General features: G+C 72.5%; 22 protein-coding genes. 16 read left to right on the top strand and 6 right to left on the bottom strand.

Annotated features, from left to right (window positions below):
• Window positions 1-73: 73 nt before the first annotated feature.
• Both AS029_RS15540 and AS029_RS15535 read right to left on the bottom strand, forming a co-directional pair.
• Window positions 74-391 (bottom strand): type II toxin-antitoxin system RelE/ParE family toxin, encoded by a 318-nt coding sequence (locus tag AS029_RS15540; RefSeq protein ID WP_058233499.1) that lies wholly within the window; start codon window positions 389-391, stop codon window positions 74-76.
• Window positions 388-624 carry an addiction module protein gene (locus tag AS029_RS15535; RefSeq protein ID WP_058233498.1) on the bottom strand — a complete coding sequence of 79 codons (237 nt, stop codon included), beginning with the start codon at window positions 622-624 and terminating at the stop codon, window positions 388-390. The genes AS029_RS15540 and AS029_RS15535 overlap by 4 nt, the downstream gene beginning before the upstream one ends.
• An 82-nt stretch (window positions 625-706) precedes the next feature.
• Here AS029_RS15535 and AS029_RS15530 point away from each other — a divergent pair, with 82 nt between their 5' ends.
• The 5 genes from AS029_RS15530 (at window position 707) to AS029_RS15510 (ending at window position 6,574) form a co-directional block, all read left to right on the top strand.
• Window positions 707-1,876, top strand: a complete 1,170-nt coding sequence (locus AS029_RS15530; RefSeq protein ID WP_058233497.1) for an alpha/beta fold hydrolase — start codon at window positions 707-709, stop codon at window positions 1,874-1,876.
• 165 nt (window positions 1,877-2,041) lie between these two features.
• Window positions 2,042-3,088 carry an acyl-CoA dehydrogenase family protein gene (locus tag AS029_RS15525; protein WP_082642347.1) on the top strand — a complete coding sequence of 349 codons (1,047 nt, stop codon included), beginning with the start codon at window positions 2,042-2,044 and terminating at the stop codon, window positions 3,086-3,088.
• Window positions 3,082-4,590, top strand: coding sequence for a PIG-L family deacetylase (locus tag AS029_RS15520; protein ID WP_074615969.1), 1,509 nt, complete (start codon window positions 3,082-3,084; stop codon window positions 4,588-4,590). Before AS029_RS15525 ends, AS029_RS15520 begins: the two co-directional genes overlap by 7 nt.
• 5 nt (window positions 4,591-4,595) lie before the next feature.
• Entirely contained in the window at window positions 4,596-5,306 is a 711-nt protein-coding gene (locus AS029_RS15515) for a glycosyltransferase family 2 protein (protein ID WP_228375970.1), read from the top strand.
• 86 nt (window positions 5,307-5,392) lie between these two features.
• The gene (locus AS029_RS15510) at window positions 5,393-6,574 is read left to right on the top strand and encodes a zinc-dependent alcohol dehydrogenase (protein WP_058233495.1); all 1,182 of its coding nucleotides are present in this window, start codon (window positions 5,393-5,395) and stop codon (window positions 6,572-6,574) included.
• A 161-nt stretch (window positions 6,575-6,735) separates the two neighbouring features.
• Here AS029_RS15510 and AS029_RS15505 read toward each other — a convergent pair whose 3' ends face one another.
• Window positions 6,736-7,959: an ATP-grasp domain-containing protein gene (locus tag AS029_RS15505; protein WP_058233494.1), complete on the bottom strand. Its 1,224-nt coding sequence runs from the start codon at window positions 7,957-7,959 to the stop codon at window positions 6,736-6,738.
• Between the two features lie 106 nt (window positions 7,960-8,065).
• On the opposite strand from AS029_RS15505, the gene AS029_RS15500 reads away from it, so the two are divergent.
• From AS029_RS15500 to AS029_RS15485, 4 genes are all read left to right on the top strand, one after another.
• Window positions 8,066-9,835 (top strand): circularly permuted type 2 ATP-grasp protein, encoded by a 1,770-nt coding sequence (locus AS029_RS15500; protein WP_058233493.1) that lies wholly within the window; start codon window positions 8,066-8,068, stop codon window positions 9,833-9,835.
• Window positions 9,829-10,761, top strand: coding sequence for an alpha-E domain-containing protein (locus tag AS029_RS15495; protein WP_058233492.1), 933 nt, complete (start codon window positions 9,829-9,831; stop codon window positions 10,759-10,761). The genes AS029_RS15500 and AS029_RS15495 overlap by 7 nt, the downstream gene beginning before the upstream one ends.
• Window positions 10,762-10,858: 97 nt before the next feature.
• Window positions 10,859-11,704 (top strand): transglutaminase family protein, encoded by an 846-nt coding sequence (locus AS029_RS15490; protein WP_058233491.1) that lies wholly within the window; start codon window positions 10,859-10,861, stop codon window positions 11,702-11,704.
• A 57-nt stretch (window positions 11,705-11,761) separates the two neighbouring features.
• On the top strand, window positions 11,762-13,039 hold the full coding sequence (locus AS029_RS15485) for an alpha-hydroxy acid oxidase (protein ID WP_058233490.1): 1,278 nt from the start codon (window positions 11,762-11,764) through the stop codon (window positions 13,037-13,039).
• Window positions 13,040-13,182: 143 nt separating this feature from the next.
• Here the strand turns inward: AS029_RS15485 and AS029_RS15480 are convergent, their stop codons facing one another.
• The 3 genes from AS029_RS15480 to AS029_RS15470 all read right to left on the bottom strand — a co-directional run bounded on the left by AS029_RS15480 (window position 13,183) and on the right by AS029_RS15470 (window position 16,731).
• Window positions 13,183-14,793 (bottom strand): DHA2 family efflux MFS transporter permease subunit, encoded by a 1,611-nt coding sequence (locus tag AS029_RS15480; protein WP_058233489.1) that lies wholly within the window; start codon window positions 14,791-14,793, stop codon window positions 13,183-13,185.
• Between the two features lie 106 nt (window positions 14,794-14,899).
• On the bottom strand, window positions 14,900-16,261 hold the full coding sequence (locus AS029_RS15475; RefSeq protein ID WP_058233488.1) for an MFS transporter: 1,362 nt from the start codon (window positions 16,259-16,261) through the stop codon (window positions 14,900-14,902).
• An 8-nt stretch (window positions 16,262-16,269) separates the two neighbouring features.
• Complete coding sequence (locus tag AS029_RS15470; RefSeq protein ID WP_058233487.1) at window positions 16,270-16,731, bottom strand: MarR family winged helix-turn-helix transcriptional regulator; 462 nt, start codon at window positions 16,729-16,731, stop codon at window positions 16,270-16,272.
• A gap of 141 nt (window positions 16,732-16,872) precedes the next feature.
• Here AS029_RS15470 and AS029_RS15465 point away from each other — a divergent pair, with 141 nt between their 5' ends.
• From AS029_RS15465 to AS029_RS15435, 7 genes are all read left to right on the top strand, one after another.
• The gene (locus AS029_RS15465; RefSeq protein WP_058233486.1) at window positions 16,873-17,721 is read left to right on the top strand and encodes an alpha/beta fold hydrolase; all 849 of its coding nucleotides are present in this window, start codon (window positions 16,873-16,875) and stop codon (window positions 17,719-17,721) included.
• Between the two features lie 258 nt (window positions 17,722-17,979).
• Window positions 17,980-19,179: an inositol-3-phosphate synthase gene (locus tag AS029_RS15460; RefSeq protein ID WP_058233485.1), complete on the top strand. Its 1,200-nt coding sequence runs from the start codon at window positions 17,980-17,982 to the stop codon at window positions 19,177-19,179.
• A complete protein-coding gene (locus AS029_RS15455; protein ID WP_058233526.1) occupies window positions 19,176-20,147 on the top strand; it encodes an SCO3242 family prenyltransferase in 972 nt (323 codons plus the stop codon). Before AS029_RS15460 ends, AS029_RS15455 begins: the two co-directional genes overlap by 4 nt.
• Window positions 20,144-21,700 carry an EboA domain-containing protein gene (locus tag AS029_RS15450; protein ID WP_058233484.1) on the top strand — a complete coding sequence of 519 codons (1,557 nt, stop codon included), beginning with the start codon at window positions 20,144-20,146 and terminating at the stop codon, window positions 21,698-21,700. The genes AS029_RS15455 and AS029_RS15450 overlap by 4 nt, the downstream gene beginning before the upstream one ends.
• A 1-nt stretch (window position 21,701) precedes the next feature.
• Window positions 21,702-22,586 (top strand): TatD family hydrolase, encoded by an 885-nt coding sequence (locus AS029_RS15445; protein WP_058233483.1) that lies wholly within the window; start codon window positions 21,702-21,704, stop codon window positions 22,584-22,586.
• Between the two features lie 2 nt (window positions 22,587-22,588).
• On the top strand, window positions 22,589-24,004 hold the full coding sequence (gene eboE / locus AS029_RS15440) for a metabolite traffic protein EboE (RefSeq protein ID WP_074615968.1): 1,416 nt from the start codon (window positions 22,589-22,591) through the stop codon (window positions 24,002-24,004).
• A complete protein-coding gene (locus AS029_RS15435; protein WP_058233482.1) occupies window positions 24,001-25,383 on the top strand; it encodes an alkaline phosphatase family protein in 1,383 nt (460 codons plus the stop codon). The genes eboE and AS029_RS15435 overlap by 4 nt, the downstream gene beginning before the upstream one ends.
• Window positions 25,384-25,642: the final 259 nt, after the last annotated feature.

Below are 25,642 nucleotides of genomic sequence, written 5' to 3'. Positions count from 1 at the left end.
TATGGATGCCGATGCCCGCCGACGCCGTCCCCGCCCGATTTCACAGCCAATCGGCATCCCGCGCGTCGGTGACTCATTCGTCGCGGCGGAGCGCCCAGAACGCCGGTTCGCGGCGCTCATGCGCGTACGCGAGGATCACGACACCCGCCGGCTCGACTGCGTAGACGATCCGGTACGGGAACCCGTGGATGGCCTTGCTCCGGACGATCGTTCCGTCATCGAGAGTTCGAGAAGGCGGCGACGCATCGGGCCACTCAGCGAGATCGCGGCGGGCCTGCTCCGCCCGGTCCAAGAGCAACGCGCCGAGTCCCGTTCGCTCCTGTTCGTACCAATGAACGGCGGCGTCGAGTTCGGCGGCGGCCTCCGGATGCTCGCGCTGACGGGCCGTCACTCGGCGAGCGAGGCGCGCAGGCGCGCGTAATGCGCGTCGGCGTCAATGGTCTCCGATGATCCGTCGCGCGCGGTGTCGAGGCGACGGGCCGCCTCTGTGAGCCATGGCTCCTCGACGTCGTCGGGTTCGGATGACGGGTGGAGACTCTGCAGGAGGGCGTTCGCGATGACCGCACGCTGATCGGGGTCGAGCGCGAGCGCGTCCCTGATGAGGGTGAGGGTCTCAGGCGCCATGTGGCCGAGTGTACGTCGATTCATACCGCAGGCACAGAAGCTCTCCACAGCGGCATCCCGCCCCCGCGAGTAGCGTGCTGGCATGCGTGAGACCCCGCGGTCGATCCGCCGCCCGGCCGCGGGCGGTGCACCGGCGTTCGACCTGACGTACGTGCGCACCGGGCCGCGTGGGGCGACGCCCGTCGTCGTCATCCCGGGCGGCCCCGGGCTCGCCTCGCTCCTGCCCTATCGCGGCCTGCGGCGGTGGGCGGCGCGCGGCGGCCTCGACCTCGTGATGGTCGAGCACCGCGGGGTGGGCCGGTCGCGCACCGACCTCGACGGCCGACCGCTGCCCGCCGAGGCGATGCGCATCGCCTCGGTGCTCGACGACCTCGTCGCGGTGCTGGATGCCGAGGGCATCGACCGGGCGGTGATCGTCGGCTCGTCGTACGGCAGTTATCTGGCGATGGCGTTGGGGGCGCGGCATCCGCAGCGCGTGGCATCCATGCTGCTCGATTCGGCCCTGCAGTCCACGCGCGACGTCGGCCTCGAGCGGGAGCGCGTGCGCGGATTGTTCTGGGATGCCGACGACGAGATGGCCCGCGGCGTGAGAGGTCTCGTGGCCGCGGGTGTCGCCCCGCGGGTCGTGCTCGACATCGTGCGGGCCGCGTACGAGCTGGGCGGCTCCGACCTCGTGCTGCCGCTGCTGCGCCACCGGGCGGGTCTCACCTGGCGGGCCCTGGGGGCGTACGCCACGCGCGACGGCGGTCTGCCGCGCATCCCCGGCATCTACGAGTTCGACCTCGTCGGCACCATCGCGTTCCGCGAGCTCGGCTACGCCGGCACCCCCGACGGGCACCCGCTCGATCCGGCGCTGACCTACCTTCCGCTCGCGCACCTGTTCCCGGCGTTCGTCGGCGAGCCCGACGACCTCGTCGCGGCGGTGCGCTCGTTCGACTTCCCGCTGGTGGTGCTCTCGGGCGACCGCGACCTGCGCACCCCGCCCGCGATCGCCGAGCGGGTGGCGGCGTCGGCCCCGGATGCCACCCTCGTGCGCATCCGCAACGGCCACAGCGCCCTCGACACGCACCCGCTGGCCCTGCTGAACGCGACGCGGCGGCTGGTGCGGGGGCAGCAGGCGAGGCTGCCCGGCGACGAGGCCGCCCTCGACCGCCTGCCCCGCAAAGGGGCGTCGGCGTCGTTCCCCCGATTGCTGCTCGCCGTCGCTCACCTCGACGCGCTACGGCACGGCCGCGTGCGGTCGCGTCGCTGACCGAGCCGCGCCGTGCGGTCGCGTCGCTGAGCCAGCCGCGCCGTGCGGCACGGCCGCCTGCGGTCGCGTCGCTGACCGAGCCGGGTCTTCGCGCAGTACTGCAGCGGTCGGGCCGCGCTGTCAACGATCTAGACGGAATCCGCAACGGTTTCTTCACTGACGTGCGTGACCGACGGTGACCATCCCGCACTCCCCCTGCTCATCCCCGACACGACCCCCGGCCTCGACGACGTCCGCGACGCCCTGCACCGAGCGCATGCCGTACCGGCCCTCGGCAGCGACGTCGCCGCCACGCTCGCGTGGGCCACTGTCGTCGCCCGGCCGGCTTCGGTCGCGGCGACGTGGGAACTGCTCGCGTCGGTCGCCGCCCGCGACGTCGCCGCCGCGCGCGTGCTCGAGCCGCACCTCGACGCCCTCGCGATCCTCGACGAGGCCGCGGCGGCCGGTTTCGCGATCGACGTCGACACGGCTGGTTCGTGGGGCGTGTTCGCCGCCGAAGGCGCGGGACTGCGGCTGGAGGCACGACAGGATGCCGACGGCTGGACGCTCCGCGGCACGAAGCCCTGGTGCTCTCTCGCCGCCGACCTCGATCACGCGCTCGTCACCGCCTGGATCGACGACGAGCGCCGGCAGCTCTTCGCGCTCGACCTTCGCGACCCGGCCGTCACCGCACGCTCCGGCCCCTGGCACGCGCGGGGTCTCGATCGCATCGTCAGCGCCCCGATCGACGTCGACGGGGCCCGGGCCGTTCCGGTGGGGGATGCCGGGTGGTACCTGCGCCGGCCCGGCTTCGCGCACGGCGGGGTCGGGGTCGCGGCGTGCTGGTGGGGCGCGGCGACGCCCCTGCGCACCGCCCTCGCCGCCGCGGCGGGCGGGGAACACGCCGACCAGCTCTCGCGCGTACACCTCGGCCGGGCCGACACGGCGCTCTGGGCCGCGCGCGCCGTCCTCGTCGAGACCGCGGCGGTGTTCGACGCCGGGGGCTCGGCATCCGAGGGTCTGCGGGCCGCCCGCGCGCGTGCGGTCGTCGCCGACGCGGTCGAGACGACGATCGCCGAAGCCGCGCACGCGCTCGGGCCGCTGCCGCTCGTCGCCGACGAGGCGCACGCCCGGCGCGTCGCCGACCTGCAGGTCTACGTCCGCCAGCACCACGCGGAGCGCGATCTCGCGAAGATCGGCGGCGACGTGGCAGGGGGTGACGGCGCATGGTGAGCTTCGACCACCGCGAGCCGGGCACCGACGAGGGATCCTGGACCGCCGCCCTGCGCCGCGACCTTCCCGCGCTCGACCTCGACGTCGACCGGCTCCTCGTCGTCGCGGCGCACCCCGACGACGAGACGCTCGGCGCGGCGGGGCTCCTCGCCACGGCCGCTGCCCGTGGCATCCCGATCGACCTGCTGGTCGCAACCGACGGTGAGAGATCGCATCCCGACTCGCCCACGCACACGCCCGCGACGCTCGCGCTGCTGCGCCGCCGGGAGCTTCACGCCGCGATGGGCCAACTCGGGCTGAGCGCCGCCCCGGTCTTCCTCGGCCTGCCCGACGGGGGGACCGACGAGCACCGCGACGCCATCGCCGCCGCCGTGACGCACGCTCTCGACCGCGCCGGTTCCGACCGCGTGCTCGTGCTGTCGCCCTGGCGCGGCGACGGACACCGCGATCACCGCGTCGTCGGCGAGATCGTCGAGGAGGTGTGCGCGGCCCGCGGGGTGCACTCGCGCGCGTTCCCGATCTGGCTCTGGCATTGGGGCACCTCCGACGACGTGCCGTGGGATCGCGCCGAGCGTCTCGCGCTCGACCCGAGCGTTCAGGATGCCAAGACCCGCGCCCTCGACGCGCACGCGAGTCAGCTGCGACCGCTGTCGCCGGCGCCGGGCGACGAGGCGATGGTGCACGTCCGCATGCGCGCGCACTTCGAGAGGGATGCCGAGGTGTTCTTCGCGCCGGAGGGAGTCGGTGCGAGCGCCGGCGCCGAGGTGCGGGATGCCGAGGGCTCCCTCGTGCCGCAGGGCGCGGGCGCGACGCCGGCGCCGACCGCGAGGATGGCGGAGGGCGCCGGCGCAAGCGTGGTCGCGCCGCGGGAAAGCGCGGACGCGGCGGGGCCGTCGGCATCCGTTGGCCAGGCCTACTTCGACGACATGTACGCCCGGCACGACGACCCGTGGGGCTTCGATTCGCGCTGGTACGAAGAGCGCAAGCGCGCCGTGCTCCTCGCCGCCCTGCCCTGGCGCCACTACCGCGCGACGTTCGAGGCCGGGTGCTCGACGGGCGCGCTCACGGCGCAGCTCGCGAACCGCAGCGACAGGGTGCTCGCCGTCGACCTCGCCGAGGCCGCGCTGGAGCGCGCACGCCGGCGGCTGGGCGACCGCGGGAACGTCGAGCTGCGCCGGGCGACCCTTCCCGACGACTGGCCCGAGGGTGCCTTCGACCTCGTCGTGCTGTCGGAGGTCGCCTACTACTGGGCCGGGTCCGACCTCGATCGCGGGCTCGCCGCCGCCGTCGCCTCGCTCACCCCCGACGGTCACCTCGTCGCCTGCCACTGGCGGCATCCGGTCGCGGAGTATCCGCGCAGTGGCGACGAGGTGCACGATGCGCTCGCCGCACGCTCCGACCTCGTGCGTCTCGTGCGGCACGAGGAGGAGGACTTCGTGCTCGAGGTCTTCGCGCACCCGGGGGCGCGGTCGGTCGCGGCCGAGGCCGGGCTCGTCTCGTGAGGGCGGTGGCCGTCGTCATCCCGGCGCACGACGAAGAGGCATTGATCGGGCGGTGTTTGGCATCCGTCGTCCGCGCGGTGGCGACGGCGCGCGAGCGGCACCCCGACCTGGTGGCGACGGTCGTCGTGGTGCTCGATGCCTGCACCGACACCACGGCCCCGCAGGTCGCCCGCTGGCCGGTCGAGTCCGTGACGATCACCGCTCGCCGCGTCGGCACCGCCCGCCGCATCGGGGTCACGCACGCGCTGTCCCTGAGCGACGTCGACCCGCGGCAGACGTGGATCGCGATGACGGATGCCGACACCGTGGTGCCCCCCGACTGGATCACGCACCAGCTCGACCTCGCCGACGCGGGGGTCGACCTCGTGCTCGGCACCGTCCGCCCCGACTTCGCCGACCTCAGCGCCCGACATGCGGCCTACTGGCTCGCGACCCATCACCGCGGCCGACCGCCCGGGAACGTGCACGGCGCGAATCTCGGGGTGCGGGCGAGCACGTACACCGAGGCAGGCGGCATCCCGGATCTCGTCGAGCACGAGGACGTCGCGCTCGTGCGCGCGGTGCGGGCTCTCGGCGCGCGCGAGCGGGCGAGCGACGAGCACGAGGTCGAGACGTCGGGTCGCCTCACGGGGCGCACGCCGGCCGGGTATGCCGCGTTCCTCGCGCGTGTGCACGCTTGGATCGACGCACCGCCGCTGGCGGCCCCGGGCGCGTGACGCATGGCCGGGGGGCTCGTCAACCACCTCGGCCGCGTACGCGCGCCGGGCGCAGACTGGCAGACCCCGGAACGAGAGGCACGACCATGAAGGCACTGACCTGGCAGGGCACGCGCAACGTGAGCGTCGAGGAGGTCCCCGACCCCGAGATCCTCGAGCCCACCGATGCGATCGTGAAGATCACGTCCACCGCGATCTGCGGGTCGGACCTGCACCTCTACGAACTCTTCGGACCCTTCATCGACAAGGGCGACGTGCTCGGCCACGAGCCGATGGGCGTCGTCGTCGAGGTGGGCTCGGCCGTGACGAACCTCGCCGTCGGCGATCGCATCGTCGTGCCGTTCAACATCTCCTGCGGCCACTGCTTCATGTGCCGCCGCGGCCTGCAGTCGCAGTGCGAGACGACGCAGGTGCGCGAGTACGGCAGCGGTGCCGCGCTCTTCGGCTACACCAAGCTCTACGGCCAGGTGCCGGGCGGACAGGCCGAATACCTGCGCGTTCCGCTCGCCGACTACAACCACATCCGCGTCGGCGACGACCTGCCCGACGACCGCTACCTCTTCCTCAGCGACATCGTTCCCACGGCTTGGCAGGGCGTGCAGTACGCGAACGTGCCCGAGGGCGGCACCCTCGCGGTCATGGGGCTCGGGCCGGTCGGGCAGTTCGCCGCCCGCATCGGCGTGCACCTGGGGTACCGCGTGCTGGCGATCGAGCCGGAGCCCGAGCGCCGCGCGATGGCCGAGCGCCACGGCATCCTGACCTACGACCTCACCGACACGGTCGTCGACGAACTCGTCGATCTCACCGAGGGCCGCGGGGCGGACGGGGTGGTGGATGCCGTCGGCATGGAGGCCCACGGCAACGGCGGCATCAAGCTGGCCCAGAACGCCGTCGGCCTGCTGCCCGACGCCCTCGCGCGAAAGCTCATGGACAAGGCCGGGCTCGACCGCCTCGCCGCGGTCTACGCCTCGATCGACCTCGTGCGCCGCGGCGGCACCGTCTCGCTGAGCGGTGTCTACGCCGGCGAGGCCGACGTGCTGCCCATGAAGACGATGTTCGACAAGCAGCTGAACCTGCGCATGGGCCAGTGCAACGTCAAGCGCTGGATCGACGACCTGCTTCCGCTGGTCGAGGACCCCGCCGACCCGCTCGGCGTCATGGACCTGGTGACCCACCACGCCCCGCTCGACGACGCCCCCGGCCTGTACGAGACGTTCCAGAAGAAGGAGGACGGCTGCATCAAGGTCGTGCTGCGCCCCGGCTCCTGACCCCTCGCGCTTTACGCGCGGCGACCAGGCCGGGGTGTCAAGCCGCGTGAGGGGTCAATTCTTGTCGCCGGGAGAGGCGCCGGGCGACAGTTCTTGACCCCTCGCGCGGCTACGCGCGGGCAGGTCGGTGGGGAGGAGAGACGGATGCCGGGAGGCGGCGCTCACGCCCGGCTGGCGTGCACGGCCTCGAGGGCGGCGGCATCCGTTTCGCTCATGCCCGCGATCGGCTCGCCGTTCCAGACGATGTCGTCGCCGAGCGCGGCGAGCGCCTCCTTGCGGTCGCCGTGCGAGATCTTCGCGCCGTGCACGATCGTCGCCGGGCTCCACAGCATCGCGGCGTCGTCCCACCACCCGGCACCGACGTCGCGCACGGTCAGCAGATCGTGCAGCGTCTTCGGCAGGTGCGACAGCGGCTCGGTGAACGCGTCGGCGATCACGGCGAGCGTGATCTGCCGCTGCGTGCCGGGAATCGCGACGACGGGCGCGGCGAGCTCGCCCTGGATCGCCTTCGAGACATCGTCGGCGTCGAGCAGGATGACGCCGTTGGTGGGCCGCGGGTTGCACTCGATGATCTTGTAATCCGGGGCGGCGTCCGTGCCGTGGTCGACGAAGTCGAACGAGATCTGGCCCGTGAACCCGGGGTCGAGGGCGTCGACGAGCTGCTGCGTGTACCGCAGCGTGTCGGTGCTGTCGACGGCGACGAAGGCGATCGCGGTGGAGTGCGCCCACTGCTCGGCGGCCTTGTACGTGGTGTGCGCCTGCACCCGGCCCGCGACCACCACGCTGTACGTGCACACCATCGGCCCGTCGACGAAGGGCTGCACGAGCCACGGCTGCTCGGGCGTGGGCACGCAGTCCTCGATCGGCACCTTGCCGGCGAGCGGTCCGGTGTTGGTCAGCAGGCCCACGCCGCCGCGCGAGAACGCCGCGCGGGCGAAGTACCGGGGGAAGTGGTCGATGGCGGTGCGCAGCTCGTCGGGCGAGGTGACCACGACGGTCTCGGGGATGGGCACCCCGGCATCCTGGGCGAGTCGCTGGAAGCTGGCCTTGTCGTGCAGGCGGGCGAGATCGCTGAAGCGGCCCGCGTAGAGGCGGGTTCCCGCGGGCAGGTCCGTCGCGCGGGCGGCGAGGTGGAACACCTCCTCGAAGGTGGGGATGATCAGGTCGATGTCGTGCTCGGTGACGTACGCGCTCACGGCGGCGATGAAGGCATCCGTCTCGAAGCGCGGCGACGGCGTCGTCAGGTGTCCGGCGAGGAAGCGCGAGTGGCTCCCGACCGCTCCGTCGTATGTGTCGCTGGCGAAGACGGTGTGACCGACGCTCCCGAGCTTGCGGATCAGATCGAGCGCGAAGGTGTTGCGGGAACTGGTGACGAGCACGCGCATGGAGGCACCCTTGGTCGTGGCGGCGAGGTGAGCGTCACTCTATCCATCCGCCGGGATCGCCGCCCGGGAAACGTGGCGGCAACACGGCGCTGAGTAGAGTCGTCGCATGGGTGACCTGTTCGACGGTTACGGCTCCACGCTGGCGCCGCGCAAGACCGCATCCGGCGTCCCGGCGTTCGACGAGATGTTCGGTGTCCCGGTGAGTCCGGGCGAAGCCGCACCCTCTCGCGCGGCGTACCGGGAGCTGTACCAGACGCTCGCGCAGATGACCCAGGAGGAGCTGCGCGGACGCACCGAGTCGCTCGCGAGCTCGTACCTGGCGCAGGGCGTGACGTTCGACTTCGCGGGCGAGGAGCGGCCCTTCCCCCTGGATGCCGTGCCGCGCGTCATCGCGTACGACGAGTGGTCGCGCATCGAGGCCGGCGTGAAGCAGCGCGTCAAGGCACTCGAGGCGTTCCTCGACGACGCGTACGGCAACCAGCACTGCGTGCGCGACGGCATCCTGCCCGCGGGGCTGATCTCGTCGTCGCAGTACTTCTACCGCCAGGCCGCCGGCATCCGCAGCGCCAACGGCGTGCGCATCCAGGTGTCGGGCATCGACCTGATCCGCGACGAGCACGGCGAGATGCGCGTGCTCGAAGACAACGTGCGTGTGCCCTCGGGCGTCTCGTACGTCATCTCGAACCGCCGCGTCATGGCCCAGACGCTGCCGGAGCTGTTCGTCTCGATGCGCGTGCGGCCCGTCGGCGACTACCCGAACAAGCTCCTCGCCGCCCTGCGCGCGTCGGCCCCGCCCGGCATCGACGACCCGAACATCGTCGTGCTCACCCCGGGCGTCTACAACTCGGCGTACTTCGAGCACACGCTGCTCGCACGCCTCATGGGCGTCGAGCTGGTCGAGGGCCGCGACCTGCTGTGCATCGGCGGCAAGGTGTTCATGCGCACGACCCGCGGCCCGCAGCGCGTCGACGTCATCTACCGCCGTGTCGACGACGACTTCCTCGACCCGCTGCAGTTCCGCGCCGACTCAATGCTGGGTGCGCCCGGCCTCATGCTCGCCGCGCGCCTGGGCAACGTCACGATCGCCAACGCCGTGGGCAACGGGGTCGCCGACGACAAGCTGCTCTACACCTACGTGCCCGACCTCATCCGGTACTACCTCGCCGAGGAGCCGATCCTCAAGAACGTCGACACCTGGCGCCTCGAAGACCCGGGCGCCCTCGAAGAGGTGCTCGACCGGCTGCCCGAGCTCGTGGTCAAGCCCGTCGACGGCTCCGGTGGCAAGGGGCTCGTGGTGGGCCCCGACGCCTCGCCGGCCGAGCTCGAGCAGCTGCGCAAGCGCCTGCTCGCCGACCCGCGCGGCTGGATCGCCCAGCCCGTCGTCATGCTCTCGACCATCCCCACGCTGGTCGAAGACGGGATGCGACCCCGCCACGCCGACCTGCGTCCGTTCGCCGTCAACGACGGCGACGACATCTGGGTGCTGCCCGGCGGCCTCACGCGCGTGGCGCTGCCCGAGGGGCAGCTCGTGGTGAACTCCAGCCAGGGCGGCGGTTCGAAGGACACGTGGGTGATCGGCGGCGCCGCGCCCTCGCACGTCGAGTACGGCCAGGGCAACGGCGTCTCGGGACTCGTCGCCGACCAGGCGGCGGTGACCGAGGCCATCCCGATCATCTACGACGGGCAGCCCGCGCCCGCCACCTCCCCGCGTGACCCGCGGCCGAGCGAATCGCGTTCGGGCAAGGAGCAGCAGGAGCAGCAGCAACAGGATGCCGGGGTGCAGCACGGTCCGCAGGCCGAGCAGCAGCAGCAGACCCGCGAGCGGGTCCCCGACCCGTCCGCGAGCTCGGTGACCGAGGAGGTCGGCTCATGCTGAGCCGCATCGCGGAATCGCTGTTCTGGATCGGGCGGTACATCGAGCGCAGCGACGGGACCGCCCGCATCCTCGACGTGCACCTGCAGCTGCTTCTCGAAGACCCTTGGATCGACGAGGACACCGCCTGCCGGTCGTTGCTGAGCGTCATGGGCTCGGCCTGGCCCGAGAACGTCGACACGGTGCGTCGCGACGACGTGCTCGCCCGCCTCGCCGTCGACCGCATGAACCCGTCGAGCATCGCCTACTCGCTCACGGCGGCGCGTGAGAACGCCCGCCGGGCGCGCGAGATCGTCTCGACCGAGCTGTGGGAGATCCTCAACACCACGAACTCCCGCATGCCGCGGCGGTTGCAGACCGACAAGGTGCACGAGTTCTTCCAGTGGGTGCGCGAGCGCGCGGCCCTGGCCATCGGCATCGTCGACTCCTCGACGAACCGCGACGAGGCGTGGCAGTTCTTCACGCTGGGCCGCAGCATCGAGCGCACCGACATGACGGCGCGCCTTCTGGCCACGCGGTCGCTGACGGAGGTGTCGGGTCCGTCGTGGACGACGATCCTGCGCTCCTGCGGCGCGTACGAGGCCTACCTGCGCACGTATCGCGGGATGCCGAGCGCGCGCAATGCGGCCGAGTTCCTGCTGCTCGACCGCCTGTTCCCGCGCTCGATCATCTACTCGATCCAGCGCGCCGAGGACTGCATGAGCGCGATCGACCCCCGCGCCGATCGCGTCGGGCACTCCAACACCGTGCTGCGCGCCCTCGGTCAGATCCGCAACGATCTGGAGTATCGCCCGGTCAGCGACGTGCTCACCGATCTGCCGGAGCACATGCAGCGCGTGCAGACGGTGACGCGCGAGGCGTCGGAGGCCATCCGATCGCGCTTCTTCCCGACGCAGGCCGAGCCGAGCTGGATCGGGGAGATCTCATGATGGTTCGACGGGCTCACCAACCCCTTCGACGGGCTCACCAACCCCTTCGACAGGCTCAGGGACCCTCGGCGCGACGCCAGGGTGAAGGGAACGTGCGATGAAGCGTCTGCGCATCGAGCACCAGACCGGTTTCGTCTATCCGGGCGACGTCTCGGCGTCGTACAACGAGGCCCGCATGCTCCCGCACTCGACGGAGAGCCAGTTCGTGCTGAGCTCGTCGCTCGACATCGAACCGTCGACGTCGGTCAACCAGTACGTCGACTACTTCGGCACGCGGGTCGCGGCCTTCGACGTGCTGTCGCCGCACTCGGCGCTCATGATCACGGCGCGGTCGCTCGTCGAGGTGCGTCCGCGACCGATCGAGCACAGCGACATCACGTGGGAGCAGTTGGCCGCGGAGTCCGCCCGCTCGATCGCGACGGTCGAGCAGCTGACGCAGACGCGTCGCACGGTTCCGCACCCGGAGGTCGCCGAGCTCGCGCGCTCGATCGCCGCGCAGCACGATCGTCCGGGCCCCGCGGCCCACGCCATCGCCGAGGCCATCGGCGACGCCATCGACTACATGCAGGGCGTGACCGGCGTGCATTCGACCGCCGTCGACGCGTGGGAGGCGCGCAAGGGCGTGTGTCAGGACATCGCGCACATCGCCATCGGGGCGCTTCGCGAGGTCGGCATCCCGGCCCGGTACGTGTCGGGGTATCTGCACCCCAGGCCCTCCGCCGAGGTCGGCGAGGCGGTGACCGGGGAGTCGCACGCGTGGGTGGAGTGGTTCGCCGGCGACTGGCAGGGCTTCGACCCGACGAACAACATCGAGATCGGCGACCGCCACGTGCTGGTGGGCCGGGGCCGCGACTACAACGACGTGCCGCCGCTGCGCGGTGTGTACGCGGGTCCGGGCCGGAGCAACCTCAAAGTGAAGGTCACCATCACGCGCGAGACGTAGCGGGCAGCCTGCGGGGGGTTCTACGATGTGGTCAGACCACATGAAAGTGAGAACCCCATGGTTCAGCGCCAGCTCCCCAAGGTCGGCGAGCTCCTCGAGCTCATGCAGTTCAAGAAGCCCGAGCTCGACGCGCGAAAGCGCCGTCTCGACGCTGCGCTGACGATCGGCGACCTTCGCGCGATCGCGAAGCGGCGCACCCCCAAAGCGGCCTTCGACTACACCGATGGCGCGGCCGAGGGCGAGCTGTCGCTCGACCGCGCCCGCCGCGCGTTCGAGGACGTTGAGTTCCACCCCGACATCCTGCGTCCCGCGGCCGACGTCGACACCTCGTGCGAGATCCTCGGCGGTCCCTCGGCCCTGCCGTTCGGCATCGCGCCCACCGGGTTCACCCGTCTCATGCAGACCGAGGGCGAGACCGCCGGAGCGTCCGCGGCGGCGGCCGCCGGCATCCCGTTCACCCTGTCGACCCTGGGGACGACCTCGATCGAGGACGTCAAGGCGGCCACCCTTCGCGAGCCTCAGGGGCCGATACCCGGGAGGAACTGGTTCCAGCTCTACGTCATGAAGGACCGCGACATCTCGTACGGCCTGGTGGAGCGCGCGGCGAAGGCGGGGTTCGACACGCTGCAGTTCACCGTCGACACCCCCATCGCGGGCGCGCGTCTGCGCGACAAGCGCAACGGGTTCTCGATCCCGCCGCAGCTGACGGTCGGCACGATCGTCAACGCGATCCCGCGGCCCTGGTGGTGGTACGACTTCCTCACCACGCCCAAGCTCGAGTTCGCCTCGCTCAGCACCACCGGCGGCACCGTCGGGGAGCTGCTGAACGCCGCGATGGATCCGACGATCAGCTACGACGACCTCGACGTCATCCGCGGCATGTGGCCCGGCAAGATCGTCGTCAAGGGCGTGCAGAACGTTCAGGATGCCGCCCGCCTGGTCGATCAGGGCGTCGACGGCATCGTGCTGTCCAACCACGGCGGCCGCCAACTCGACCGCGCGCCGATCCCGTTCCACCTGCTGCCGAAGGTCGTGCGCGAGGTCGGGAAGGATGCGACGGTCATGGTCGACACCGGCATCATGAACGGCGCCGACATCGTGGCATCCATCGCCCTCGGTGCGAAGTTCACCCTCATCGGCCGGGCCTACCTCTACGGCCTGATGGCCGGTGGCCGGCAGGGTGTCGATCGCACGATCGCGATCCTGCGCAGCGAGATCGAACGCACGATGACCCTGCTCGGGGTGTCGTCGCTCGACGAGCTCGAGCCGCGGCACGTGACGCAGCTCACGCGGCTGGTGCCGGTGGACGGCTCGGCGGTCGACACCCGGGTGTAGGCGGCGGCTGCCCGGGAGCCGCGCAGGCTCTGCGACGCGCACGCTCCGTGCGCCCGCAGCCGAGGTCGTGCAGCTCGAGGAGCCCGCGCGACGCCGTCGCCGGGCGGCCGCCCGCGCGCATCGCGGCGGCCGCCCGAGGGGTTTCAGACCGTTTCGCCGGTGCTCGCCGCGTGCGGCTCGCGCCGCGCCGCGCCCGCACCGAGCGTGAGCGTCGAGGCGAGACCCAGCGTCAGGAACGCGGCGGCGGTGAACGCCGCGGCGCGGGTGCCGTCGCTGAACGCTTCGCGGGCGTCGGTCGCCAGATCCCGCGTGTCGGGAGACGCCGCCAGGCCCGCGATGGCGGCACCGGCACTGTCGACGACCTGCGAGACGACCTGATCGCGCTGAGCCGCGGGGATCCCGCGATCGTCGAGAGCGGATGCCAACACCCCCGCCGTGGTCGAGAACAGCACGGTGCCGAGGATCGCCACGCCCAGCGCGGCGCCCAGCTGACGAGACGTCGATTGGGTGCCCGACGCCTGGCCGCTCGCGGCCGGTGGCACGTCGGCCAGTACGACCCCCGTCAGCTGGGCGGTGGCGAGTCCGACGCCGAGTCCGTAGACGAAGAGGGAGGGCACGAGCGGTCCCCACGCGGCATCCGGCGCGATGGTGACGGCCACGCCCGCCACGCCGACGACCTCGGCCAGCAGGCCACCGCGTACGACCCAGACCGGGGCGACCTTGCCGCTCAGTGCGCCCGCGACGCCGCTCGCGACGAACGAGCCGATCGCGAGGGAGAGCAGCAGCAGTCCCGTCTGCAGGGCGTCGAAGCCCACGACGAACTGCAGCCACAGCGGCAGGGCGAGGATGATGCCGAACTCGCCGAGCGAGACGACGGCGGCGGCGATGTTGCCGTTGCGGAACGAGGTGATGCCGAACAGGTCGAACGCCAGGAGCGTCGAGCGGCCCCGTCTCTGACGGGCGATGCCCCACGCGATGAACGCGGCGAGGCCGATCACGGCCAGCGCGAAGGCGACGGGCACGGGGGAGAGGGCGAAGGGCCACGTCCAGGCGCCGATCGTGGGGACGGTGTCGACCGTCCACCACCCGTAGGTGCGGCCTTCGATGAGGCCGAAGACGAGGGGCGCCATCGTGAGCACCGACAGCAGGGCGCCGATGCCGTCGATGCGTTCCACCCGGTCGCTGCGCGATTCGGCGACGGTCAGCACGACCCCGATCACGATGACGACGCCGAGGGGGATGTTGATGCCGAACGCCCACCGCCACGAGAAGGCGGTCGTCAGCCACCCGCCGAGCAGGGGTCCGACCGCGGCCATCCCACCGATCGTCGAGCCCCAGACGGCGAAGGCGATGCCGCGCTCGCGGCCGCGGAAGGTGGCGTTGATGATCGACAGGGTCGTCGGCAGGATCATCGCCCCGCCCACGCCCTGCACGAGCCGGGCCAGGATCAGCAGCCCGCCGGTGGGGGCGACGGCCGCGGCGATGGAGGCGGCGCCGAAGACGACGACGCCCGTGAGCAGGAGTCGTCGGCGCCCGAAGCGGTCGGCCAGGCTGCCGAAGACGAGCAGGAACGACGCGAAGACGAGGGTGTAGGCCTCCTGCACCCACTGCACCTCGGTCGATGAGATATCCAGCTCCTCGACGATCGAGGGCACGGCGACGTTGACGATCGTCGAATCGACGATGATCAGCGAGACGGCGATGCTGATGAAGACGAGTCCCGCCCAGCGGCGGGGCAGCTGATTCTCGGTCATATAGCTAGCTTATCTAGCTATTGGGGAAAAGGGGGAGAGGTCGGCGACAGGGCGGTCGACCGAATTCGAGTCGCGATCCGCCGATGCGGACCGACTTCGACGTCGCTCAGGCGCCGTGTCGAGGGCGGTGCACCGGGCGCGGAGCGCGCTCGCCCGGCGGGAGGGGGATTGGGGTCGTGCCGGCGATCTCGTCGCTGAAGTCCTCGGGCTCGGGCGGGATCGTCGGCAGGGGCCGCGTCTCGTCGACGGTCAGGCGGAACCGCTTCGTCTCGTGGCGGTGCACTCGGCCCGACGCGAGGGTCCACGAGGCGCCGATCGCGCACGCGATCAGGGCGACCACGGCGGCGAGTCCGATGGCCGTGCGCGGGCCGAACTCCGCCGCCACGGCGCCGACGATCGGGGCGCCGACGGGGGTGCCGCCGAGCAGGATCGCCATGTACAGCGCGATCACCCGTCCGCGCAGCGCCGGATCGGTCGTCGTCTGCACGTACCCGTTGGCGGTGGTGAGGGTCGTGACCACGCAGAAGCCGGTCAGCACGAGGGTGGCGGCGTACGTCTCGTAGCCGGGCGCGAGCACCGACAGGGCGGATGCCACGGCGAACCCGCCCGTGCCCACGATCACCACGCGCATGCGCGCGCGTTCCCGGCGCGCGGCGAGGAGGGCTCCGGCGAGGGAGCCGATCGCGACGAAGGAGCTGAGCAGCCCGAAGCCGTCGGCGCCGCGACCGAACTCGAGCGCCATGGTGGAGGCGAAGATCGGGAAGTTCATGCCGAAGGCGCCCAGAAGGAACACCATGACGAAGATGACGACCAGGTCGGGGCGGCGCGCGACGTAACGGAAGCCGTCGGCGAGACGAGCGGGCCCCGCCCGCCGGACGCGGGCCACGAGTTCGTGCGGGCGCATGATCAGCAGCGCCCCGAGCATCGCGAGGAACGTCACGGCGTTGACGAGGAAGACCCACCCGGTGCCGATGAGCACGATCATGACGCCGGCGACGGCGGGACCGATGAGGCGGGCGGTGTTGAACGAGGCGGCGTTCAAGGCGACCGCGTTGGAGGCGTTCTCCTGCGACACCAGATCGGAGACGAAGGCCTGGCGCGCCGGGTTGTCGAACGCGGTGGCGACCCCGAGCGCCAGTGCGAAGCCGTACATGAGCGGCAGCGTCATCGTGCCGGTCAGAAGCAGGATGCCGAGGGCGAGGGCCAGCAGCAGCAGGGCGCCCTGCGTGCACATGATGAGCCGCCGACGGTCGAACCGGTCGGCCACCCAGCCGGTGACCCCGACCAGCAGCAGCGGGGGCGCGAATTGCAGGGCCATGGTGACGCCCATGGCGGCGGCGTCGTTATCGGTGAGCTGCGTGAGCACCACCCAGTTCTGGGCGGTGGCCTGCATCCAGGCGCCGACGTTGGAGACGAGGGCTCCGATGAACCAGACGCGGTAGTTGAAGATCGACAGCGACCGGAACATCGGGGAGCTCACCTGTCGGCCACCTTCCTCATGATCAGGGCCGCGCGGGCCAGGGTGTCGCGTTCGTCGGGAGTGAGTTCGGCCAGCGCCTCCTCGACGAAGGCGTCGCGCCGGCGGACGGTCTCGTCGACGATCGTGCGACCGAAGTCGGTGAGGTCGATGCTGACGCGGCGGCGGTCGGCGGCATCCGGAATGCGTGTGATGTAGCCGGCTTCTTCGAGGAGCGACACCGTGCGGTTCATCGACGGCGCGGTGACGCGCTCACGATCGGCCAGTTGGCCGAGCGTGTGCGCGCCATGCACCGTGAGGGCGGCGAGGACGGCAAACTGCCCGTCGCTCATGGTGTCGACGGCTCGCTGGGCCCGGAGGCGGCGAGCCAGTCGGAACGTCGCCATGCGCAGCTCGGAAGCTGCGGCGCTGAAATCATGACTGTTGTCGGTGAGGGGGGATTCGTCGACGCGGTCGTTCATGTTCCTGTTTCTTAGCCTAACTCATTAGTCGTGCTAACGGAATGGATGCCACACCCCCGGGCGAGTGCCGGATCGCGCCGTCACGTCGGTGCGGGCTGCCGAACCCGCGGGGTGACGGAGCGACGGCCGTACACTCGCCCCATGCCCGAGTTCACCGACGCCTACGGCATCCCGATCGTCTACGACGTGCACGAGGCGGCCCAGCCGCGCGCGGTGGTGCAGTTGCTGCACGGCGTGGGGGAGCACGCTGGTCGCTACGGGGCTCTGATCGAGGCCCTCGTCGCCGACGGCTACACCGTCTACGCCGACGATCACCGCGGTCACGGGCGCACGGGTCTGCGCCAATGGGGCGGCGACCGCCGCAAGCTCGGTCGTCTCGGCCCCGGCGGTCTGGGGGCGGCGCGCGACGCGGTGTGGACGCTCACGCAGCGCATCCGCGACGAGAACCCCGGCCTGCCGCTCGTGCTCATCGGGCAGTCGTGGGGCTCGTTCCTCGCGCAGATGCTGCTCGATCGGCATCCCGAGGCCTACGACGCCGTCGTGCTGACCGGATCGGCCCTGCGGTGGCCGGGCGCGCTGAACGCGGGCGACCTCAACGCCCCCTGGAAGCACCAGCGGGGCTCGGGCATGGAATGGCTCTCGAGCGACGAGCGGGTGGGTCGCGACTTCGTCGCCGATCCGCTGACCACCACCACGCCGATCCTGCGGCTGTTCGGCCCGATCGAGACGCTGAAGCTGGCGGGCCGCCCGCGGCGCGACCTCGGTCGTGACGTACCGGTGCTGCTCATGGTGGGTCGCGACGACACCGTCGGCGGCCCTCGCAGCGTGCACCGCCTCGCCGACGCCTACCGCGAGCGAGCGGGACTGACCGACGTGACGACGCGGGTGTACTCGGGGGCGCGGCATGAGGTGTTCAACGAGGTGCAGCAGGTCGAGGTGCGCGCCGACCTGCTCGCGTGGCTCGACGAGCGCCTGCCCGCGCGGGACTGAGCAGCACCCTGTCGGGGGCCGAGTCGGAACACGCCCGGGCGTCGCGCACTTAATGCGCGTTCCGGCTTCACCTTTTGGTTGCCAAGCCGCAAAAGCCTGAGTACTGTCGGGAGGACTGGAACACCTCGACGACGAGACCCGTCCCGAACATCCGAACCGCCCGCCATCCCCCTGCAGCGCGCTCTCTCGCGGCCCGACCGGCCGGTCTTCGGCGTGCGCCCGGATGAGCTCATCCCTCAACGAAGAACGGATCCCCGCGTGAACACCTCGGACACCCCCTCCACCGCCGAAGTCGGAGCCTGGTTCATCGGCGCGCGCGGGTCGCTCGCCACGACCGCGACCATCGGCATCCACGCGCTCGCCCTCGGTGCCGCCTCGCCGATCGGCCTCACCACCGAGACCGACGCGGTGCGCGTCGAGGAGTTCCCCGCCGTCGCCGACATTGTCGTCGGCGGCCACGACATCGCGGCGACCCCGCTCGAGGAGCGCGCCGAGCAGCTCGCCGGGGGCGGCATGTTCCCCGCGGCCCTCGTCGACGCCGTGCGCGAGCGCCTCCGCGCCACCGAGCAGAACCTGCGCCCCGTCCCGACGCGCACCACCACGCAGCAGGAGGAGATCGACCTGATGGCCGCCGACATCGCGGACTTCCGCGATCGGCACGGCCTGCGCGAGGTCGTCGTCATCGACGTGTCGTCGACCGAACCCCTTCCGCCCTACCACCCCGGCTTCGAGGACGACGCCCTGCTGCAGGCCGCGCTCACCACGCCGGGCGTGCGGGTGCTGCCGCCGAGCTCACGCGCCGCCCTCGCGGCCATCGCGGCCGGAGCCGCCTACGCGGCCTTCACCCCCTCGGCATCCCTCAACCTCCCTGTGCTGCGCGAACGCGCCGAACGCGCGGGAATCGCCTACGCCGGACAGGACGGCAAGACGGGTGAGACGCTGCTGCGCACGGTGCTCGCGCCCATGTTCGCCGCGCGCGGCTTCCGGGTGCAGTCGTGGGCCGGTACGAACCTGCTCGGCGGTGGCGACGGCGCCACGCTCGCCGACCCCGAAGCAGTGCGGTCCAAGCTCGTGTCGAAGAACCGCGGCCTGCACGCCCTCGTCGGCGACGACGTCGTCGCGCCCCTGCACATCGACAACGTGCCCGACCTCGGCGACGTCAAGACCGCGTGGGACCACGTCAGCGCCACCGGCTTCCTCGGCAGCCGCGTCACCCTGCAGACCACGTGGAGCGCGTACGACTCCGCGCTGGCAGCGCCCCTGGTGATCGACCTCGTGCGCTCCCTGTCGCTGGCCACCCGCGCCGGTCACGCCGGCGTCGTGCCCGCCCTCGGCTGCTTCTTCAAAGACCCCTGGGGCAGCGACGTGCACGGCTTCGGCGAGCAGACCGCGCAGTACGTCTCGTGGGTGCACGAGACGGCGGCCGCGGTGGCCGCGGCGCGGGTCGCCGCACCGTGACGCGCGTCGCGGACTATCTCGACCTCGTCCGCGCTCCGGCGTCGCTGACCGTGCTCGGCGACGCCGTGGTCGGCGCGCTCAGCGCCCGCGGCTCCGGAGGCGACTCCCCGCTGCGAGGCGGTGCGCTCGCGGCGTCGTCGGTGTGCCTGTACAGCGCCGGAATGGCTCTGAACGACTGGGCGGATGCCGATCTCGACGCGCTCGAGCGGCCGGAGCGCCCGATTCCGTCGGGGCGTATCACGCGCTCGCGCGCGCTCGCCGTCGGCGCGGGACTCACCGCTCTCGGCATCGGGTCGGCGTTCGCCGCCGGGCGCGCCTCGGGCCTGGTGTCGCTCGCGCTGGCGGGGGCGCTCTGGGCGTACGACCTCGTCTTCAAGCCGACCGCCGCCGGACCCGTCGTCATGGCGGTCTGCCGTGGCCTCGACGTGATGATGGGGGCGGCGGGCCCCGGGTGGCGCGGCGCCCTGCTGCCCGCGAGCGCGGTCGCCGTGCACACCGTCGCGGTCACCGCCGTCTCGCGCGGCGAGGTCGACGGGTCCACCCGCGTGACGGGCGGCGCCGCCGTCGCCGCGAGCGTGGCCGTCGCGGCATCCGGTCTGCTCGGCGGGGGTGGCGCGTCGGGTCGGCCCGGCGGGGCCCGCGCGGCTGCGGCCCTCGGGGGTGCTCGCGCGGCTGCGGCCTTGGGTGGGCCCCGCGCGGCTGCGGCCCTGGGCGGCGCCCGCGCGGCTGCGGCCCTGGGCGGCGCCCGCTATCTCGCGGCCGTGCTTCCGGGGTACCTGGCCGTGGCGGGCGAGGCGAGCGCATCGAACTCACGGGATGCCACGCGTGCCGGCATCCGCGCCGTCGTCCCGCTGCAGTCGGCCCTTGCCGCCCGGGCCGGGTCACCGGTCGCGACCCTCGCCCTGCTCGGCGTCGAGGTCGCCGGTCGCCTGCTCGGGCGCCGCCGCTCGAGAGGAGACATCACATGAACGAGGTGCCTTGGAGCATCGGTTACGGAACCAACGGCTTCACCGATCACCCCCTGCCGTCCGCGCTCGACGTGCTGCAGGACGAGGGGTACACGGCCGTCGCCCTCACGCTCGGCCACCCGCACCTCGACCCGTTCGCACCCGACTGGCGCGCGCAGGCCGAGGCGCTGTCGGCGGATCTGCGCCGACGCCGGATGCGGGTCGTCGTCGAGACCGGAGCGCGCTACCTGCTCGACCCCGTGCGCAAGCACCGCCCGACGCTGGTCGACCGCAACGCCGAACCGCGCATGGTGTTCCTTCGCCGCGCGATCGAGATCGCCGCGATCCTCGGCGCCGACTGCGTGTCGCTGTGGAGCGGTGTGCTCCCCGACGATGTGACGCTCGACGCCGCCCGCGTGCTCCTCGATGAGCGTCTGCTCGAACTCACCGCCGTGGCAGCGGCGGCGGGCGTTCCGCTCGCCCTCGAACCCGAGCCCGGCATGGTCGTCGAGACCGTCGCCGACGCCCTCGCCGTGCGCGCCCGCCTCGGGCACCCCGCGAACCTCGGCATCACCGTCGACCTCGGGCACTGCGTCGTCGTCGAACCCGACGGTGTCGTGGGCGCGTTGCGAGCAGCGGGTGCGCTGCTGCGCAACGTGCAGGCCGACGACATGCTCCCGCACGCCCACGAGCACCTCCCCTTCGGCGAGGGGGCGCTCGACCTGGATGCCGCGCTCGCCACGCTCCGCGAGCTCGACTACCGCGGCGTCGTCGCCGTCGAGCTGCCCCGCCATGCGCACGCGGCTCCGGCCCTCGCGCGCGCCAGCATGGCGGCGCTGACCGCCGCCGCGGCGCGCTCCGGTGCGGCTTCCGGTGCGACGGTGCCGGTGGCGGGCCGGGCCCCCGCGGCGCCGGCGGCGGGAGGGGATTCGGCGACGGGAGGATCGGCCGGGGCCGTGGCATCCTCCGCTCCCGCGATCTCCTCCCGCGGCGCGGGCCCGCACCCCTGGACCACCCGGGCCGTCGAGCAGGTGCGAGGGGATGCCACGGGCGCGGCGCGCCTGTTCGCCGCGGCCGGACGCGAGGTCGGACGCGAGCCGCTGACCGCGGAACCGTTCGCGCCGACCGCCGACGACGCCGCCCGGGCCGCCATCATCGCGGCGCTCGCCGACGGCGGCGCCGACCCGGCCGCGGCGGTCGCGCTCTACCGGCGCGGCGACGACGCCGAGCGCCGCGGCGTGCTGCGCGGCCTCGACGCGATCACCGATCCGGCGCCGGCCTGGCGTGATGCGGGGCTCGACCTCGTGCTCGACGCCCTGCGCGCGAACGACACCCGCCTCGTCGCCGCAGCCCTCGGCTCCTTCGCCGCGGCGCACCTCGACGACCATGCGTGGCGCCACGGCGTGCTGAAGTGCGTGTTTCTCGGCATCCCGCTCTCGGTCGTCGCGGGGCTCGAGGCGCGCGCCGACGACGAACTCGCCGCGATGGCCGCGCGCTTCGCCGAGGAGCGCCGCGCCGCCGGACGCACGGTGCCCGACGATCTCACCCTCCTCCGCGCTCGTGAAAGGGCCTGACATGCGCATCTTCGATCCCCACATCCACATGACGGCGCGCACCACCGACGACTACGAGGCCATGTACGACGCCGGCGTTCGCGCCCTCGTCGAGCCGGCGTTCTGGCTCGGTCAGCCCCGCACGAGCGTCGGGTCGTTCCTCGACTACTTCGACACCCTGATCGGGTGGGAGAGGTTCCGCGCCGCGCAGTTCGGCATCCGTCATCACTGCACGATCGCGCTGAATCCGAAAGAGGCGAACGATCCCCGTTGCCGCGAGGTCATGCCCGAACTGCCGCACTACCTCGCCAAAGACGGCGTCGTGGCGGTCGGTGAGACCGGCTACGACTCGATGACCCCGGAGGAGGACGAGATCCTCCGCCAGCATCTCGCCCTCGGCATCGAGTTCGCGCTGCCCGTGCTCGTGCACACCCCGCACCGCGACAAGGCCGTCGGCACGCAGCGCACGCTCGACGTGGTGCGTGAGTCCGGCATCCCGATGCAGCATGTGCTCGTCGACCACCTCAACGAGACGTGCGTCGACGCCGTCGCCGACAGCGGAGCGTGGATGGGCTTCTCGATCTACCCCGACACCAAGATGGACGAGCAGCGCGTGGTCGCGATCATGCAGCGCATCGGCCTCGACCGCGTGATCGTCAACTCCGCCGCCGACTGGGGTCGTTCCGACCCGCTGAAGACCGCGAAGACCGGCCTCGCCATGCTCGACGCCGGCTTCAGCGACGACGACGTTGATCGCATCCTGTGGCGCAACCCCCGCTATTTCTACGCGCAGAGCGGTCGGGTGAACACCGACCCGATCGAGGGGTTCGCCCCCGCGAAACAGGGTCCCGACCTGTTCGAGGGCAACTCGGTGCTGCGCGGCATGGCGTCGCGCCAGGGGGCGTGAGGGTGGAGCTGTCGTACTGCACCAACGTCCACCCCGCCGAAGACCTCCCCGGCATCGTCCGCCAGCTCGACGAGCACGCCGGCCCCGTGCGGCGGGCCGCGGGCCTCGACCGCCTCGGCGTCGGACTGTGGATGCCGGTGGGCGTGGCATCCACGCTCTCCGGTGACGGGCGGGCCCGCGCGGTGCTCGCCGACGCCCTCGAGCGCAACGCTCTCGAGCTGCGCACGGTGAACGCCTTCCCGTACCGCGGGTTCCACGACGACGTCGTCAAGCTCGCGGTCTACCGCCCCGACTGGACGACGCCCGAGCGCCTCGCGTACACGCTCGACTGCGCACGGGCGCTGGCAGCGCTGGTGCCCGAGGGCGCCGAGGGCAGCATCTCGACGCTGCCGCTGGGGTGGCGTGAGGGGTGGGATGCCGCGGCCTCCCGCGCCGCGGAGCAGAACCTCGGACGCCTGGTCGAGGGCCTCGCCGCCATCGAGCGCGAGACCGGACGTACCGTGCGGGTGGCGATCGAGCCCGAACCGGGGTGCATCCTCGACGACGTCGCCGACGTGGTGGCGTGGCTCGGCGCGCGCCCGGCGCTCATCGCCGACGGACGGCTCGGGCTGTGCCTCGACACCTGCCATCTCGCGGTGTCGTTCGCCGATCCGGCCGCCGTCGTCGCGGCCGCGACCGCCGCGGGCGTGCGGGTCGTCAAGGTGCAGGCCTCCGTCGCGCTCGAGGTGCCCGACCCCGAAGCTCCCGGCGCCCTCGACGCGCTGCGCCCCTTCGCCGAGGAGCGCTACGTGCACCAGGTGCGCAGCGCCGGCGGCACGCACACCGCCGACGACCTGCCCGAGGTGCTCGACGCAGACGAGCCGTGGCCCGGCGATCAGGCGTGGCGGGTGCACGTGCACATCCCGCTCCACGCCCGGCCCGCGGCTCCGCTGCGCGCGACGACCGAGGTGCTGCGCGCGGCCGTCGACGCGGTGCTCGCCGCTCCCGGCGGGGCCGATGCGCACCTCGACGTGGAGACGTACACGTGGTCGGTGCTGCCCGCATCGCTGCAGCCCGACACCCTCGCGGACGGCATCGCCGCCGAGCTCCGCTGGGTGCGCGAGCATCTGCCGCACGCGCTGACCGACTCGGCTCCGGATGCCGTGCCGGCGGTGCCCGCGCCCGAGGACCGCGATGCCACGGGGGCGGTGCCCGCGCCCGAGGACCGCGATGCCGCGCCGGCGGCGCCCGCGCCTGAGGATCGGGATGCCACGGGGGCGGTGCCCCCACCCGCGGTTGGGGCTGCCACCGCGGCGGCGCCCGCGCGCGGCCGCGAGCTCGCCGGGGTCGCCGCATCCGGTGCTCCCGCGCGGTCGCCGCACGCGAGCGACATCGCCGGGTCTCCGGCATCCGGAATCGACGGCGGGAGCCGCACATGAGCAAGGTCCTTCTCCTCGACATCGTGGGGCTCACCCCGCGGGCGCTCGCGGCGATGCCGCGGTTGAGCGCGCTCGGTCGCCGCGGCGGTCAGGTGGGGCTCGACACGATCCTTCCCGCCGTGACGTGCAGCGTGCAGTCGACCATGCTCACCGGTCTCGCCCCCCGCGAGCACGGCATCGTCGGCAACGGCTGGTACTTCCGCGGGCTCGGCGACCCGCTGCTGTGGCGCCAGCACAACAAGCTCGTCGCGGGAGAGAAGGTGTGGGAGACCGCCCGCCGCTCCCGTCCCGAGCTGCGCACGGCGAACCTCGGCTGGTGGTTCGCGATGGGCGCGACCACCGACGTCACCGTGACGCCCCGGCCGATCTACCACGCCGACGGGCGCAAGAGCCCCGACGCGTACGTGCGCCCGGCGGCCCTGCACGATCAGCTCGTCGGCGCGCTGGGGGAGTTCCCGCTGTTCCAGTACTGGGGGCCGACGGCGACGATCCGAAGCAGCGCGTGGCTGACCGAGGCGACCCGCGGCATCATCACCGAACGGTGGGGACCCGCGCCCGACCTGGCGATGGCGTACCTGCCGCACCTCGACTACGACCTGCAGCGCTTCGGACCGAACGGCGCCGAGGCCGATCGCGCCGCCCGCGAGCTCGACGACACCATCGCGCCGCTGCTCGACGACGCCGCCGACCGCGGCTACACCGTCGTCGCGGTGTCGGAGTACGGCATCGAGCAGGCCTCGCGCCCCGTCGACGTCAACCGCGCGCTCCGGCGGGCGGGATTGCTCGAGGTGTACGTGCAAGACGGCCGCGAGCAGCTCGACCCGTGGACCTCGCGCGCCTTCGCCGTCGCCGACCATCAGGTGGCCCACGTCTACGTTCCGGATGCCGCCGACCTCGCGCGCGTCGCCGCGCTGCTGCGGGGGCTCGAGGGCGTCGACGAGGTGCTCGACCGCGAGGCGCAGGCCCGCTACGGGCTCGACCACGAGCGTTCGGGCGATCTGGTCGTCGTGGCCGAGCCGGGCGCGTGGTTCACCTACTACTTCTGGCTCGACGACGACCGCGCGCCCGAGTACGCCCGGGGCGTCGACATCCACCGCAAGCCCGGGTACGACCCCGCCGAGCTGTTCTTCGACCCCGCCGACCGCCTCGCGAAGGCCAAAGCCGGCGTCAACCTCGTGAAGAAGAAGCTGGGCCTGCGCTACGCCATGAGCACGGTGCCGCTCGACCCCACCTGCGTGCGCGGCACCCACGGCCGCCTGCCCACCTCGCGCCACGATGCGCCGATGGTCGTGACGAGCGATTCCGGACTGCTGCCCGACGTCGAGGCGCTGCCCGCGGCGGGAGTGCGCGACCTGGTGCTGCGCGGGCTCGGCGCCTGACGCCCCGCCGGGCGCGCTGGACGTCTGGCGCGCGCCGGGGGTGCGGGGCGCCGGCGCGCGCGGCGCCGCGCGCCGGGGGTGCGGGGCGCCGGCGCGCGCGGCGCGGGTTGGGCGCCGGGCGCGCACCGTGCGGGCCGGGCGCAGGCGCCGGGCGATTCCGGGCGTCTGGCGCGCGCGGCGCGTGCGCCGAGAACAGGGGATGCCACGGAAACAGGCCGATTTCGGCTACAACGGCCTGTTCTCGTGGCATCCCCTGTTC

This window comes from Microbacterium enclense (assembly GCF_001456955.1).
In the GTDB taxonomy this organism is placed as follows: domain Bacteria; phylum Actinomycetota; class Actinomycetes; order Actinomycetales; family Microbacteriaceae; genus Microbacterium; species Microbacterium enclense.
The sequence above is the reverse complement of the archived record's forward strand: the minus strand, read 5'-3'. Positions and strand labels throughout refer to the sequence as shown.

What these genes read in the sequence shown, in the direction of transcription:
- AS029_RS15530 (WP_058233497.1), top strand. Translation starts at nt 707, where the DNA reads ATGCGTGAGACCCCGCGGTCGATCCGCCGCCCGGCCGCGGGCGGTGCA.
- AS029_RS15445 (WP_058233483.1), top strand. Translation starts at nt 21,702, where the DNA reads ATGCGCATCTTCGATCCCCACATCCACATGACGGCGCGCACCACCGAC.
- AS029_RS15485 (WP_058233490.1), top strand. Translation starts at nt 11,762, where the DNA reads ATGGTTCAGCGCCAGCTCCCCAAGGTCGGCGAGCTCCTCGAGCTCATG.
- AS029_RS15480 (WP_058233489.1), bottom strand. Translation starts at nt 14,793, where the DNA reads ATGACCGAGAATCAGCTGCCCCGCCGCTGGGCGGGACTCGTCTTCATC.
- AS029_RS15520 (WP_074615969.1), top strand. Translation starts at nt 3,082, where the DNA reads ATGGTGAGCTTCGACCACCGCGAGCCGGGCACCGACGAGGGATCCTGG.
- AS029_RS15465 (WP_058233486.1), top strand. Translation starts at nt 16,873, where the DNA reads ATGCCCGAGTTCACCGACGCCTACGGCATCCCGATCGTCTACGACGTG.
- AS029_RS15510 (WP_058233495.1), top strand. Translation starts at nt 5,393, where the DNA reads ATGAAGGCACTGACCTGGCAGGGCACGCGCAACGTGAGCGTCGAGGAG.
- AS029_RS15475 (WP_058233488.1), bottom strand. Translation starts at nt 16,261, where the DNA reads ATGTTCCGGTCGCTGTCGATCTTCAACTACCGCGTCTGGTTCATCGGA.
- AS029_RS15490 (WP_058233491.1), top strand. Translation starts at nt 10,859, where the DNA reads ATGAAGCGTCTGCGCATCGAGCACCAGACCGGTTTCGTCTATCCGGGC.
- AS029_RS15470 (WP_058233487.1), bottom strand. Translation starts at nt 16,731, where the DNA reads ATGAACGACCGCGTCGACGAATCCCCCCTCACCGACAACAGTCATGAT.
- AS029_RS15495 (WP_058233492.1), top strand. Translation starts at nt 9,829, where the DNA reads ATGCTGAGCCGCATCGCGGAATCGCTGTTCTGGATCGGGCGGTACATC.
- AS029_RS15535 (WP_058233498.1), bottom strand. Translation starts at nt 624, where the DNA reads ATGGCGCCTGAGACCCTCACCCTCATCAGGGACGCGCTCGCGCTCGAC.
- AS029_RS15450 (WP_058233484.1), top strand. Translation starts at nt 20,144, where the DNA reads ATGAACGAGGTGCCTTGGAGCATCGGTTACGGAACCAACGGCTTCACC.
- AS029_RS15435 (WP_058233482.1), top strand. Translation starts at nt 24,001, where the DNA reads ATGAGCAAGGTCCTTCTCCTCGACATCGTGGGGCTCACCCCGCGGGCG.
- AS029_RS15505 (WP_058233494.1), bottom strand. Translation starts at nt 7,959, where the DNA reads ATGCGCGTGCTCGTCACCAGTTCCCGCAACACCTTCGCGCTCGATCTG.
- AS029_RS15500 (WP_058233493.1), top strand. Translation starts at nt 8,066, where the DNA reads ATGGGTGACCTGTTCGACGGTTACGGCTCCACGCTGGCGCCGCGCAAG.